Annotated in this window: 12 protein-coding genes and 1 pseudogene; 4 read left to right on the forward strand and 9 right to left on the reverse strand. The window is 64.7% G+C overall.

The features are described 5' to 3' along the window. Positions 1 to 72 precede the first annotated feature (72 nt). The 7 genes from ABNX08_RS17685 to ABNX08_RS17715 form a co-directional block, all read right to left on the reverse strand. Positions 73 to 789, reverse strand: a complete 717-nt coding sequence (locus ABNX08_RS17685; RefSeq protein WP_022536452.1) for an ABC transporter ATP-binding protein — start codon at positions 787 to 789, stop codon at positions 73 to 75. A gap of 17 nt (positions 790 to 806) precedes the next feature. After that, positions 807 to 1,583 carry an ABC transporter ATP-binding protein gene (locus ABNX08_RS17690; RefSeq protein ID WP_022536453.1) on the reverse strand — a complete coding sequence of 259 codons (777 nt, stop codon included), beginning with the start codon at positions 1,581 to 1,583 and terminating at the stop codon, positions 807 to 809. 13 nt (positions 1,584 to 1,596) lie between these two features. Next, positions 1,597 to 2,754 (reverse strand): ABC transporter ATP-binding protein, encoded by a 1,158-nt coding sequence (locus ABNX08_RS17695; RefSeq protein WP_022536454.1) that lies wholly within the window; start codon positions 2,752 to 2,754, stop codon positions 1,597 to 1,599. A gap of 13 nt (positions 2,755 to 2,767) precedes the next feature. Further along, positions 2,768 to 3,703, reverse strand: a complete 936-nt coding sequence (locus tag ABNX08_RS17700; protein WP_022536455.1) for a branched-chain amino acid ABC transporter permease — start codon at positions 3,701 to 3,703, stop codon at positions 2,768 to 2,770. A 214-nt stretch (positions 3,704 to 3,917) separates the two neighbouring features. Continuing rightward, positions 3,918 to 5,111: a branched-chain amino acid ABC transporter substrate-binding protein gene (locus ABNX08_RS17705; RefSeq protein ID WP_022536456.1), complete on the reverse strand. Its 1,194-nt coding sequence runs from the start codon at positions 5,109 to 5,111 to the stop codon at positions 3,918 to 3,920. Positions 5,112 to 5,674: 563 nt separating this feature from the next. Further along, positions 5,675 to 6,640: a 4-hydroxy-3-methylbut-2-enyl diphosphate reductase gene (ispH, locus tag ABNX08_RS17710; RefSeq protein ID WP_022536457.1), complete on the reverse strand. Its 966-nt coding sequence runs from the start codon at positions 6,638 to 6,640 to the stop codon at positions 5,675 to 5,677. 40 nt (positions 6,641 to 6,680) lie between these two features. Next, positions 6,681 to 7,169, reverse strand: a complete 489-nt coding sequence (locus tag ABNX08_RS17715; RefSeq protein WP_022536458.1) for a peptidylprolyl isomerase — start codon at positions 7,167 to 7,169, stop codon at positions 6,681 to 6,683. A 709-nt stretch (positions 7,170 to 7,878) separates the two neighbouring features. Here ABNX08_RS17715 and ABNX08_RS17720 point away from each other — a divergent pair. The 4 genes and pseudogenes from ABNX08_RS17720 (at position 7,879) to nadB (ending at position 10,813) form a co-directional block, all read left to right on the forward strand. Further along, a pseudogene (locus tag ABNX08_RS17720) lies at positions 7,879 to 8,429 on the forward strand (JAB domain-containing protein). Positions 8,430 to 8,608: 179 nt separating this feature from the next. Further along, positions 8,609 to 8,842 carry a 50S ribosomal protein L28 gene (gene rpmB / locus ABNX08_RS17725; protein ID WP_006575661.1) on the forward strand — a complete coding sequence of 78 codons (234 nt, stop codon included), beginning with the start codon at positions 8,609 to 8,611 and terminating at the stop codon, positions 8,840 to 8,842. 13 nt (positions 8,843 to 8,855) lie between these two features. Then, the gene (gene rpmG, locus ABNX08_RS17730) at positions 8,856 to 9,026 is read left to right on the forward strand and encodes a 50S ribosomal protein L33 (RefSeq protein ID WP_010814980.1); all 171 of its coding nucleotides are present in this window, start codon (positions 8,856 to 8,858) and stop codon (positions 9,024 to 9,026) included. Between the two features lie 194 nt (positions 9,027 to 9,220). Beyond that, entirely contained in the window at positions 9,221 to 10,813 is a 1,593-nt protein-coding gene (nadB, locus tag ABNX08_RS17735; RefSeq protein ID WP_022536460.1) for an L-aspartate oxidase, read from the forward strand. Positions 10,814 to 10,891: 78 nt separating this feature from the next. Here nadB and nadC read toward each other — a convergent pair whose 3' ends face one another. Both nadC and nadA read right to left on the reverse strand, forming a co-directional pair. Next, positions 10,892 to 11,755 carry a carboxylating nicotinate-nucleotide diphosphorylase gene (gene nadC, locus ABNX08_RS17740; protein ID WP_349606285.1) on the reverse strand — a complete coding sequence of 288 codons (864 nt, stop codon included), beginning with the start codon at positions 11,753 to 11,755 and terminating at the stop codon, positions 10,892 to 10,894. Beyond that, positions 11,752 to 12,906: a quinolinate synthase NadA gene (nadA, locus tag ABNX08_RS17745; protein ID WP_349606286.1), complete on the reverse strand. Its 1,155-nt coding sequence runs from the start codon at positions 12,904 to 12,906 to the stop codon at positions 11,752 to 11,754. Before nadA ends, nadC begins: the two co-directional genes overlap by 4 nt. Positions 12,907 to 12,963: the final 57 nt, after the last annotated feature.

The raw sequence follows: 12,963 nt of genomic DNA on the forward strand, positions 1-12,963 counted from the left end.
GCCTTGCGCCTGCGTGCGCCTGCCCTCTCCCTCACCCCTCTTGCGGCGGGGTGGGAGGCGGCAGCGCGCGCTTTACTCGCCGAGGTATGCGGCCCGCACCTTGGGGTCGTCGAGCATCTGCTTGGCGTCCCCGCTCATGGTGATCAGGCCGGACTCCATCACGTAGCCGCGGTGCGCAGCCTGCAGCGCCAGGCGCGCGTTCTGCTCGACCAGCAGCACGGTCACGCCCTGCGACGAAATGTCGCGCACGACCTCGAAGATCTTCTCGACCATGATCGGCGACAGGCCCATCGAGGGCTCGTCCAGCAGCAGCAGCTTGGGCTGGCTCATCAGCGCGCGCGCCATCGCCAGCATTTGCTGCTCGCCGCCAGACATGGTGCCCGCAAGCTGGTTGGCGCGTTCCTTCAGGCGCGGGAAGATGCCGAACATGCGGTCGACGTCGGCCTTGATGCCGGCCTCGTCGTTGCGCGTGTAGGCGCCCATCTGCAGGTTCTCGGTGATGGTCATGCGCGCGAACACGCCGCGCCCTTCCGGCACCATCGCCATGCCCTGCTTGAGCAGCGCGTAGCTGGGCACGCCCTTGATCGACTTGCCCATGTATTCCACGTCGCCGCCGGCCCAGCCCTGCAGGCCGGTGATGGCCTTCATGGTGGTGGTCTTGCCGGCGCCGTTGGCGCCGATCAGCGTCACCAGCTCGCCATCCTTGATGTCGAGGTCGATACCCTTGACGGCCTGGATGCCGCCGTAGGCGACCTTCAGGCCCGAGATCTTCAGTACTGTCTGTGTCATTGCTTGTCCTCCGGCCATCAGTGCGCCGATGCGCCGAGGTAGGCCTCGATCACGGCGGGGTTGTTCTGCACCTCGTGCGGCAGGCCCTGGGCAATCACCTTGCCGTAGTCCAGCACCGTCATGCGGCTGCACAGCCCCATCACCAGCTTCACATCGTGCTCGATCAGCAGGATGGTCTTGCCGTCGTTCTTGATCTTGTCGAGCAGCCCGCGCAGCTCGACCTTCTCGGTCGCGTTCATGCCCGCGGCCGGTTCGTCCAGCGCCAGCAGCTTGGGCTCGGTCGCCAGCGCACGGGCGATCTCCAGCCGGCGCTGGTGGCCGTACGACAGGTTGCGCGCGGTGAAGTTGGCGTACTTGCCGATGCCGACGTAGTCGAGCAGGTCGTGCGCCATGTCCTCGATGCCCTCTTCCTCGCGGCGCACCGAAGGCGGACGGAAGATCGCGCCGAACAGGCCGGCCTTGGTACGCGCGTGGCGCCCGACCATGACGTTCTCGAGCGCGGTCATCTCGCCGAACAGGCGGATGTTCTGGAACGTGCGCGCTATACCGGCCTTCGCCACTTCATGCACGGCGGTCGGCTGGTAGGCCTTGCCGCCCAGCACGAACTCGCCCGAGTCCGGCGTGTACAGCCCGGTGATCACGTTGAAGAAGGTGGTCTTGCCGGCGCCGTTGGGGCCGATCAGGCCATAGATCTCGCCCGGCTTGATCTGCAGGCCCACCTCGGACAGCGCCTGCAGGCCGCCGAAACGCTTGTTCACCCCCTGTACCGACAGGAGGAAATCGTTGTTGCTCATATTGTCCTCCTGGTCAGAAACGGCCCACGCTGCCCGCACGGCGCACCACCGGGCGGTCTTCCTTGCGTGGCGACGGCCAGATGCCCGCCGGGCGATACAGCATGACGCCAACCAGGGCCAGGCCGAACAGCAGCTGACGCAGCACTTCGGCATCGACGATCACGTGGCCGAACAGGCCGGTCTGCATCGGCTCGGCGACCACGCGCAGCAGCTCCTGGAAGCCCACCAGCAGGACGCCACCCAGGATCACGCCCGGGATATGGCCCATGCCGCCGAGCACCACGATGGCCAGCACGTAGATCGATTCCCACAGCGTGAATGATTCCGGCGACACGAAGCCCTGGAAGGCCCCGAACACCGCGCCCGAGGCACCGCCGAACGACGCGCCCATGGCAAAGGCCAGCAGCTTGATGTTGCGGGTGTTGACGCCCATCGCCTTGGCCGCGATCTCGTCTTCGCGGATGGCCACGAAGGCGCGGCCGATACGCGAGGTCTGCAGCCGCAGGCTCACGATCACGATCACGATGACCAGGAACACCAGCAGGTAGTAGTACATGAACACCGGCGAGAACTTCAGCCCGAAGATCTCGTGCGTCTTCGAGAAGTCGAAGCCGAAGATGTGGACCGGGTCCACCGCGGTGATGCCCTTGGGTCCGTTGGTGATGTTGAGCGGGCGGTCCAGGTTGTTCATGAAGATGCGGACGATCTCGCCGAAGCCCAGCGTCACGATGGCGAGGTAGTCTCCGCGCAGCTTCAGCGTTGGCGCCCCGAGCAGCACGCCGAAGGTGGCGGCTACCAGGATCGCGATCGGCAATACGAACCACATCGACAGGTGGATGCCGGTGGGGAACAGTTGCTGGATCCACTCGAACTGGTTCGCCAGGTGGGGCGAGCCCAGCAGCGCCATCAGGTAGGCGCCCACCGCATAGAACGCGATATAGCCCAGGTCAAGCAGGCCGGCAAAGCCCACCACGATATTCAGGCCCAGCGCCAGCATGATGTATAGCAGCGCAAAGTCCAGCACGCGGACCCAGTAGTTGCCGCCCAGGGTCTGGACCAAGAACGGTGCGCACAGGGCGATCACCAGGAAGCCAATCAGTGCGGCCAGGGTCTTGGCCGGCACCTTGGTGGGCGCCGCAACGGCTGCCGTGGATGGAATCGGAGTATTCATGGATTCGCTCTCCTCAGGCGCGTTCCGCCACGCGTTCGCCCATGATGCCGGACGGACGGAAGACGAGCACGGTGATCAGCACGATAAAGGCAAAGACGTCCTGGTAGTTCGAACCGAAGACGCCGTTGGTCAGGTCGCCGATATAGCCGGCGCCGAGCGCTTCGATCAGGCCCAGCAGCATGCCGCCGACCATGGCGCCCGCCAGGTTGCCGATGCCGCCCAGCACCGCGGCGGTAAACGCCTTCAGGCCGGGGATGAAGCCCATGTAGAAGTGGGCATTGCCGTAGTTGGTGGCCATCATCACGCCGGCCAGCGCCGCCAGCGTGGCGCCGATCATGAAGGTGGCGGAAATGACGAAGTTCGGGTTCACGCCCATCAGGCCGGCCACCTTCTGGTTCTCGGCGGTGGCGCGCATGGCGCGGCCGAGCTTGGTGCGGTTGACCAGGGCCAGCAGGCCGGACATCACCATCACGGCCATGCCGATGATGACCATTTCCTTGCCGGTGATGGTGGCGCCGGTCGTGCCGATATCGATCGGCTCGGACGGCAGCAGCTGCGGGAAGGTCAGCGGGTTGCGCGACCAGATCAGCATGCCCATCGTCTGCAGGATGATGGAGACACCGATCGCTGTGATCAGCGGGGCCAGCCGTGGCGCATTGCGCAAGGGCCGGTAGGCGATCCGCTCGATGGCATAGGACAGGATCGCGCAGACCGGCATGGCGATCAGCGTGGCGATCACCAGCGTCAGCCATTCAGGCAGGCCGGGGGCGAACTTCTGCAGACCAAGAATCGCTGACAGGGCGGTCAGCGCGCCGATCATCAGGACATCGCCGTGGGCGAAGTTGATGATCCCCAGAATGCCGTAGACCATGGTGTAGCCCAGTGCGATCAGCGCATAGATGCTGCCGAGCACCAGACCGTTCACGATCTGCTGGATAAAGATATCCATGAAAACTCCTGCTTCAAGTCCCGGACCTTACGGCATGGTGTGGATGCCGGGGGGACCATAGTGTGTGATGGGTAACGTAGCTGAGGTTGGGTTGCTGGTAAGCGGCTTCGCCATGCTCCATCCATGGTAAGGATGCTTCTACATTAGGCGAGGCTAAAAAGAACGGCACCGCAAAATACTCACGGTGCCGTTCGGATGGGCCGGTAAGCCCAGATTACATCTTCACGACGTCGAGGACGGACTTCTTCTTGTCCTTGTACTCGTACAGCGTGATGGTGCCTTCCTTCATGTCGCCCTTCTCGTCGAAGGCGATGTTGCCGATCACACCCTTGTAGTTGGTCTTGGGCATTTCGGCCAGGATGGCAGCCGGTTCGGTCGAGTTGGCGCGCTTCATGGCATCGACGATGACCATCACCGCGTCATACGTGAACGGCGCATAGATCTGCACCGGCGCGTTGAAGCGAGCCTGGTAGCGCTTGGAGAAGTCCGCGCCCTGCTCCATCTTCGACAGGGCCAGGCCGGCCTCGGAGCAGATGATGTTGGTCACGGCATCGCCCGCCAGCTCGGCCACCTTGTCGGTACAGACGCCGTCGCCGCCAACGATCTTGGCGCCGATGCCGAGTTCCTTGGCTTGCTTGGCGAACGGGCCGCCGGTGGCATCCATGCCGCCGTACATGATCACGTCAGGCTTCTTGCCCTTGATCTTGGTGAGAATGGCCTTGAAGTCGGTGGCCTTGTCGTTGGTGGCCTCGCGCGCCACCACGCTCACGCCGGACGCCTTGGCGGTCTTCTCAAACTCGTCAGCCAGGCCCTTGCCGTAGGCGGTGGCGTCGTCAACGATCGCCACGCTCTTGGCATGGAGGGTCTTGCTGGCATAGTTGGCCAGCGCCGGGCCCTGCTGGGCGTCGGTGGCCACCACGCGGTAGGTGGTCTTGAAGCCCTGCTTGGTGTAGTCCGGGTTGGTGGACGACGGCGAGATCTGCACGATGCCGGCATCGCTATAGATCTTGGAGGCCGGGATCGACGTGCCCGAGTTCAGGTGGCCGACCACGGCCACGACCTTGGCGTCCACCAGCTTCTGCGCCACGGAAGTGCCGGTCTTCGGATCGGCGGCATCGTCTTCGCCGACCAGTTCCAGCTTGATCTTCTTGCCACCGATTTCCAGGCCGGTCTTGTTGACTTCTTCCACGGCCAGGCGGGCGCCGTTTTCGTTGTCCTTGCCAAGGTGCGCGATGCCGCCGGTCAGCGGGGCCGCGTGGCCGATCTTGACGACGACGTCGCCCGCTGCGGGAGCGGCTGCCGCCGGCGCCGAAGCCGCATCTGCCGGCTTCTCTTCTTTCTTGCCGCAAGCTGCTACGAGCGCCACTGCGGCCGCGATCGGCAGAATCTTGGCAAACGTGATTTGCATGAGTGATCTCCTAGGATTCACAAAAACAGGGATTGCAACGCCTCCCGGACGTTTCCCTGGACCGCCTTTGTTTAGTTTCAATTTGAAACGCGCGCATTGTATCCCCTTTCTTTCCAGATGCAATACGCGACGCAACAACATGAACGATTTACCCGTCAAATGAGCTAGGGAATTTCCCCAATGCACAAATTGGGGCAATTCCCGCCCACATGCCGGGGCCGCCTCACATACTTACAAGAATCGTGCCTGCGCCGCCCGGAGGCGGGATTAAGCACCGAGGCCGCCACCTATAATGACGCTTAATTAATTAGGCGTTTCATTTCAATTCGGCTGCACCGATCTCTAATGTGCAGAATGTAGCGCCGCACCATAATAGGGAAAACCCCAGTTACGGGGATTACCCTGATTTGTCTGATTAGGGGAACACCCACGGATTGGTCGCACCAACTGCGTGCATTATGCGTGACATTACAATCGGCACGCGCAAAGACAAAGGGCGCCGCATTGTGCGGCGCCCTTTGGAGGCAAGGCAGGAAATTGACGGGCGGGCGGCCCGCGTCCGCTCAGGCAGCGGCGCTGGTGGGCAGCAGGCCGCGCGGCAGCGGGAACGCCATGTTCTCCTGGATGCCTTCCAGCGGGCGCACCTGGCGCGCGCCGAGTGCGCGCAGGCGCTCGACGATGGACTGGGCCAGCGCCTCCGGCGCCGAGGCGCCGGCGGTCAGGCCGATGCGGCGCTTGCCGGCGATCCATTCGGGACGAACCTGCTCGGCCGCGTCCACCATGTAGGCCGGCACGCCCAGGCGCTCGGCCAGTTCGCGCAGGCGGTTGGAGTTGGAGCTGTTGGGGCTGCCTACCACGATCACCACCTCGACCTGCGGCGCCATGAACTTGACTGCGTCCTGGCGGTTCTGCGTGGCATAGCAGATGTCCTGCTTCTTTGGCTCGCGGATCTGCGGGAAGCGGGCCTTGAGCGCGGCCACGATCTCGCGGGTCTCGTCCACCGACAGCGTGGTCTGGGTCACGAACGCCAGCCGCTCCGGATCGGCGACCTGCAGCGTGGCGACGTCCGCCACCGACTCCACCAGCACCATGCCGCCATTGGCCTGGCCCATGGTGCCTTCCACCTCCGGGTGGCCGCGATGGCCGATCATCACGATCTCGCAGCCCTCGGCGCGCATCTTGCCGACTTCGACATGCACCTTGGTCACCAGCGGACAGGTGGCATCGAACACGTGCAGCCCGCGCGCGGCGGCGTCCTGGCGAACTTCGCGCGACACGCCGTGGGCGCTGAAGATGACGGTGGCGCCGGCGGGCACCTCGTCGAGTTCGCGCACGAACACCGCGCCCTTGCGGCGCAGATCGGCCACCACATAGGCGTTGTGGACGATTTCGTGGCGCACGTAGATCGGCGCGCCGAAGCGCTCGAGCGCCCGCTCGACGATCTCGATGGCGCGGTCGACGCCGGCGCAGAAGCCGCGCGGCTGGGCCATCAGGACTTCTGCGTCGGGGGCGGTGGTCAGGTCAGGCATGCTGCGGTATCAGGACAGGTTCGGCACACGTGGGTCGCAATCAAAGCACGCCGATCAGCTGCACGTCGAACAGGATGGTCTGCCCGGCCAGCGGGTGGTTGAAGTCGAACAGCGCCGCGGTGTCGCCGAATTCCTTCAGCACGCCTGCGTACTTGCCGCCGCCGGGCGCGTTGAATTCGACCAGATCGCCTGCGTTGTAGTCCTCTTCAAAGGAACTGTTCTCGCGCAGCGTGGCCAGCGACACCCACTGCAGCAGGTCCGGGTTGCGCGGCCCGAAGGCCTGCTCCGGCGCCAGCCGGTAGGTCATGCGCTCGCCCTCGGGCATGCCCAGCAGCGCCTGCTCCAGCGTAGGCGCGAGCTGTCCCTGGCCGAGCAGCAACGTGGCGGGCTTGTCCTCGAACGTGCTGACGATCTCGGTGCCGTTCTCGAGCGCGATGCTGTAGTGCAGGGTCAGGAATGAGTCGGCCTGGACAGTCTTGCGGCCAGCCGTGCCGCCGTCGGCTTCCGACGCGAAAGTTTGCAAATTCATGGGTGATCAACCGGTGTAGGGTAGGAGCAGGCCATCGCTGGCCCACTCCCCCCTAAGAACCGTACGCGCGGGTTTCCCCGCATACGGCTCAAACCTTCTCAAAATACCATCAAATCATGGCACCGGCTTTACAACAGAAAGCCCGTGGTTATGCCATAGCGCGCAGAGCTTTCGCTCCGCCCGAACCCTACCTGCCGGTCCAAACTGGACCGGAAATGCAAATGCTCCGCCTTGTGGGCAGATGACATTCGCCCACTTGGCGTTTGGCGGCCGACGTGGCCGCGTTCAAACTTGGTGCCAAACTTCGGCATGTGAAACCACTGTCCGCTCTCGGAAGAGCAGACAGAGCCACGCCCGAAGGCGTGGTTCGCGCCTTTGGGCGGGCACTGGCTGGTAGGCCAGTACTGCAAGCAACGCTTCTCAGACAACTCTGAAAAGTGAGCAGGCGCTAGCGGCGTAAGCTATGGTGGGCTTCGTTTCACTAGCAGGTGGGAGTACTCTCCCAGGGGCGATGCGTCTAACGTGACGCGGACGGACACGAGTGTGCGTGTCGCACCAACAACCCGTATTGTATTCGACTGGCCCATCGACCGCCGCCTTGGGCCCGGCCGGACCCTTTCCAGACAGTTTCCGGACTCGTTCCGAACAGTTTCCCGGCCCTTCCGTACCGTGCAACACTTTTTACGGCGGGAATCCACCGGGATTGCCCATGACCATTGCCAACTGGCCGCCTGCGAGCGACCGCGCGAGAAACTGCTTGAATGCGGCGCCGCCGCCCTTTCCGATGCCGAGCTGCTGGCCGTCTTCCTGCGCGTGGGCGCGGCCGGCAAGAGTGCCGTGGACCTCGCACGCGAGCTGATGCACCGCTTTGGCTCCCTGACCGCCCTGTTCGCGGCAGAGACGCGGGCGCTGGCGGGGACGCTGGCGTCCCTGCCGCACGAAGTCTTCCTGTGCCTGTTCCTGGACCCGCGGAACCGCATGATCGCCAGCGAGGAGCTGTTTCGCGGCACGCTGACGCGCACAGCCGTCTATCCGCGCGAGGTGGCGCGCCAGGCGCTGGTGCATAATGCCGCCGGCGTGATCGTGGCCCACAACCACCCTTCCGGCACCGCCGCCCCCAGCCAGAGCGACGTCCGCCTGACCCACGAGCTGGCGCGCACGCTGGACCTCATCGACGTACGGCTGCTCGACCATTTCATCGTCGCCGGGCAGGAAATCCGCTCGCTGGCCCAATGCTGCGAGCGGCTGCCGGGCTTGTGATGCACACGGCACGGCGCAACACCTGATGAGGCAAAAGCACAGATGGCATTGATTCGGTGGGGGAATCCGGTCTATAATGCCCGTTTTGCTGAAGTCTCAACCGCTGCAGTCCGGGCCCGCGCGCCTTTTGTTGATCTGTTGCGAACATTGTCCACGAATAGAAGATTTAGGAGTGCTTCATGGCACGCGTCTGTCAAGTGACCGGGAAAGCGCCGATGGTCGGCAACAACGTTTCCCACGCAAACAACAAGACCAAGCGCCGTTTTCTGCCCAACCTGCAGAATCGTCGTTTCTTCGTTGAATCCGAAAACCGCTGGGTGAGCCTGCGCGTCTCGAACGCCGGCCTGCGCCTGATCGACAAGAAAGGCATCGACTCCGTGCTCGCCGACCTGCGCGCACGTGGCGAAGTCTAATTAGGAGCACATCATGGCAAGCAAAGGCGGACGCGACAAGATCAAGCTGGAATCGACCGCAGGCACGGGTCATTTCTACACGACCACCAAGAACAAGCGCACCATGCCGGAAAAGATGGAGATCATGAAGTTCGATCCCGTCGCCCGCAAGCACGTCGCTTACAAGGAAACCAAGATCAAGTAATTGATCTGGGATCCCGCCAGAAAGCCCCGCCATGTTGCGGGGCTTTTTGTTGCCTGCGCGCCGTGCGGCACGCGCCGCCCGCAGGGCGATAAGCGCCCACCGCCACGCAGCGCGCTGATGCGTGGGAAGGCGCTTCAGGTGTAGACTTTCCCGTTTCCTCCTTTTTGCCTGGCGCCCCCAGCGCCCTCCGCACCATGAATTTCGACGTCGCCATCGTCGGCAGCGGTCTGGCCGGCCTTACGGTCGCGCTGCAACTGGCCGACACCCACCGGGTGGTCATCCTCAGCAAGCGCGCCATGACCCAGGGCGCCAGCGATTGGGCGCAGGGCGGCATTGCCGCCGTGCTGGATTCCGGCGACAGCCATGACGAGCACACGCAGGACACGCTCGTTGCCGGCGCAGGCCTGTGCGACGAAGAGGCAACGCGCTTTATCGTGGAGCACGGGCGCGAGGCGATCCAGTGGCTGATCGACCGCGGCGTGCCGTTCACGCGCGACGAACAGGCCGAACTGGGCTTCCACCTGACGCGCGAAGGCGGCCACAGCCGCCGGCGCATCATCCACGCCGCGGATGCCACCGGCCACGCCGTGGTCAGCACTCTGCTGGAGCAGGCGACCCGGCACCCGAACATCACCTTCCTGGAAGACCACTTCGCGATCGACGTGATCACTTCGCGCAAGCTGGGGCTGCCGGGCAACCGCTGCTACGGTCTGTATGTGCTGGATGACAGGACCGGCGCGGTGCACACGATCACCGCCACGCATACCGTGCTGGCCGCGGGCGGCGCGGGCAAGGTCTACCTGTACACCACCAATCCGGACACGGCGACCGGCGACGGCATCGCCATGGCGTGGCGCGCCGGCTGCCGGGTGTCGAACATGGAGTTCATCCAGTTCCACCCGACCTGCCTGTACCATCCTTATGCCAAGTCCTTCCTGATCTCCGAGGCGGTGCGCGGAGAAGGCGGCCTGCTCAAGCTGCCCGACGGCACGCGCTTCATGCCCGAGCACGATTCGCGCGCCGAACTGGCGCCGCGCGACGTGGTGGCGCGTGCGATCGACTTCGAGATGAAGAAGCGCGGCCTCGACTGCGTCTACCTGGATATCACGCACCAGCCCGAGGCCTTCCTGAAGGACCACTTCCCGACCATCCACGCACGCTGCCTGGAACTGGGCATCGACATCACGCGCGAGCCGATTCCCGTGGTGCCGGCCGCGCATTACACCTGTGGCGGCGTGGTCACCGACACCGCGGGCCGCACTGATATCGGCAACCTGTACGCCGTGGGCGAGACCGCCTGCACCGGCCTGCACGGCGCCAACCGTCTCGCCTCCAACTCGCTGCTGGAATGCATGGTGATCGGGCGCGCCGCCGCGGCCGACATCGCCTCCAAGGACAAGGCCGGCCGGCCCGATATCACGCTGCCCGCGTGGGATGAGAGCCGCGTCTCCGATGCCGACGAGGAAGTGGTGGTGTCGCACAACTGGGACGAGCTGCGCCGCATGATGTGGAACTACGTCGGCATCGTGCGCACCAGCAAGCGGCTGGAGCGCGCCCAGCACCGCATCGGCCTGCTGCGCGAGGAGATCGCCGAGTATTACGCCAACTTCCGCGTCACCAGCGACCTGCTGGAGCTGCGCAACCTGGTCGAAGTGGCGTCACTCATCGTGGACAGCGCCTATTCGCGCCATGAAAGCCGCGGCCTGCATTTCAGCCGGGACTATCCAGAGTCGCTGCCCAAGGCGCTGCCGACGGTGATGCAGCCGCTGGCCGTACGCAAGCGGTAACGCCTGGCAGACAGCAAGAAAAAACGGGGTGGTGCCTGATGGCCCCACCCCGTTTTTCTTTGCCAGGTGACTGGCCGTTCAGCCGATGATCCGCAACGAATAGTCCGTCGCGCGCACGTCCTTGGTCAGCGCGCCGACCGAGATGCGGTCCACGCCGGTCTCGGCAAAGGTGCGGATGGTGTCGGCATTGACGCCTCCCGACACTTCGAGCAGCGCCCTGCCCTGGTTGAGTTTGACCGCGTCTTGCATCATAGGCACGGTGAAGTTGTCGATCAGCACCGACTTCGCACCGGCCGCCAGCGCCTCGTCCAGTTCGACCAGCGATTCCACCTCGATCTGCACCGGCGCATCGGTATCGAGCGCCAGCGCCGCCTGCATCGCGGCGGTGATGCTGCCGGCCGCGGCGATATGGTTCTCCTTGATCAGGATGCCGTCGTACAGCGCCAGGCGCTGGTTCTCGCCGCCGCCGATGCGCACGGCGTACTTCTGCGCCAGGCGCAGGCCGGGGAGCGTCTTGCGCGTGTCCAGCACGCGCGCGCGGGTGCCGGCGATCAGGTCGGCATAGCGGCGCGTGGCGGTGGCCACGCCGGACAGCAGTTGCAGGAAATTGAGCGACGGGCGCTCGGCTGTCAGCAGCGAGCGCGCCGGGCCGTTGATCTCGCACACCACCGAGTCTGGCGCCATGCGTGCGCCTTCCTGCTGCAGCCAGCGCACTTCCAGCGCCGGATCAACCGCGCGCATGCAGGCATCGAACCACGGCTGGCCGCACAGCACCGCCGATTCACGCACGATCACGCGCGCGCGGGCGGCCTTGCCGGCGGGAACCAGCAGGCCGGTCAGGTCGCCGCTGCCGACGTCCTCGTCGATGGCTGCCTGCACATTGGCTTGCAGCGCTGCCTGCAGCGCCTGGCCGTAGCTGTCGAAAATCGGATTCACGCTCATGCCGGGCCGATCCCCTGGAACAGGGCCTGTTCCTTGGCCAGGTCAGACGACGGACGCACGTTGCGCTTCTGCGCGGCGGCGAAGTCGAGCATTCGGTTGATACAGGTCACCGCCTTGGCGCCGATTGCCGGGTCGACATGGATCTCGTTGCGGCCGGTTTCCAGCACCTCGGCCAGGTTGGTCAGCGCGTTCATCGCCATCCACGGGCAGTGCGCGCAGCTCTTGCAGGTCGCGCTGTTGCCGGCGGTCGGTGCTTCGATGAAGTGCTTGCCGGGCGCGGCCATGCGCATCTTGTGCAGGATGCCGTTGTCGGTAGCGACGATGAATTCGGTCGCGTCTAGCTTCTGCGCGGCCTCGATCAACTGCGAGGTCGAGCCGACCACGTCGGCCTGCGCCACCACGTTTTCCGGCGATTCCGGGTGCACCAGGATCTTGGCGTTGGGGAATTCACGACGCAGCAGGTCCAGCTCGATGCCCTTGAACTCGTCATGCACCAGGCACGAGCCCTGCCACAGCAGCATGTCGGCGCCGGTCTGCTTCTGGATATAGCTGCCCAGGTGCTTGTCCGGGGCCCACAGGATCTTCTTGCCCTGCGCGTGCAGGTGCTCGACGATCTTCAGGCCGATGCTGGAGGTCACCATCCAGTCCGCGCGCGCCTTCACGGCGGCGCTGGTGTTGGCGTAAACCACCACGGTGCGGTCCGGGTGCGCATCGCAGAACGCGGCGAACTCATCGGCCGGGCAGCCCAAATCGAGCGAGCAGGTCGCGTCCAGGTCCGGCATCAGCACGGTCTTTTCGGGGCTGAGGATCTTGGCAGTCTCGCCCATGAAGCGCACACCGGCCACCACCAGGGTCTTGGCCTCGTGGTCGCGGCCGAAGCGCGCCATTTCCAGGGAATCGGAGACGCAGCCGCCGGTTTCCTCGGCCAGGTCCTGCAGGTCGGCGTCGACGTAATAGTGCGCCACCAGCACCGCGTTGCGTTCCTTCAGCAGGCGGCGGATACGCGCCTTCAGTTCCTGGCGCTCGTCGGGCGTCAGCACCGGCGGCACCTTGGCCCAAGCGTGGGCCACGCAGCTTTCGCCAGTGGCGTTTTCGGCATTCGCCAGGTTCGGTTTCTCGAACTCGACGGTCTTGATCGATTGTGGGGTCATCTCCGGTACTCCTCTAGACCTCCGCCAACAAGGGTGCGGCCGGCCAGAACATGGGGG

It is taken from the genome of Cupriavidus sp. DF5525 (genome assembly GCF_040149425.2).
In the GTDB taxonomy this organism is placed as follows: domain Bacteria; phylum Pseudomonadota; class Gammaproteobacteria; order Burkholderiales; family Burkholderiaceae; genus Cupriavidus; species Cupriavidus pickettii_A.

Bases quoted from the DNA above. Each gene is read 5' to 3' on its own strand.
- ABNX08_RS17705 (WP_022536456.1), bottom strand. From the start codon at position 5,111: ATGCAAATCACGTTTGCCAAGATTCTGCCGATCGCGGCCGCAGTGGCG.
- ispH (WP_022536457.1), bottom strand. From the start codon at position 6,640: ATGCCTGACCTGACCACCGCCCCCGACGCAGAAGTCCTGATGGCCCAG.
- nadA (WP_349606286.1), bottom strand. From the start codon at position 12,906: ATGACCCCACAATCGATCAAGACCGTCGAGTTCGAGAAACCGAACCTG.
- rpmG (WP_010814980.1), top strand. From the start codon at position 8,856: ATGGCAAGCAAAGGCGGACGCGACAAGATCAAGCTGGAATCGACCGCA.
- ABNX08_RS17690 (WP_022536453.1), bottom strand. From the start codon at position 1,583: ATGAGCAACAACGATTTCCTCCTGTCGGTACAGGGGGTGAACAAGCGT.
- ABNX08_RS17685 (WP_022536452.1), bottom strand. From the start codon at position 789: ATGACACAGACAGTACTGAAGATCTCGGGCCTGAAGGTCGCCTACGGC.
- nadC (WP_349606285.1), bottom strand. From the start codon at position 11,755: ATGAGCGTGAATCCGATTTTCGACAGCTACGGCCAGGCGCTGCAGGCA.
- nadB (WP_022536460.1), top strand. From the start codon at position 9,221: ATGAATTTCGACGTCGCCATCGTCGGCAGCGGTCTGGCCGGCCTTACG.
- ABNX08_RS17700 (WP_022536455.1), bottom strand. From the start codon at position 3,703: ATGGATATCTTTATCCAGCAGATCGTGAACGGTCTGGTGCTCGGCAGC.
- ABNX08_RS17695 (WP_022536454.1), bottom strand. From the start codon at position 2,754: ATGAATACTCCGATTCCATCCACGGCAGCCGTTGCGGCGCCCACCAAG.
- ABNX08_RS17715 (WP_022536458.1), bottom strand. From the start codon at position 7,169: ATGAATTTGCAAACTTTCGCGTCGGAAGCCGACGGCGGCACGGCTGGC.
- rpmB (WP_006575661.1), top strand. From the start codon at position 8,609: ATGGCACGCGTCTGTCAAGTGACCGGGAAAGCGCCGATGGTCGGCAAC.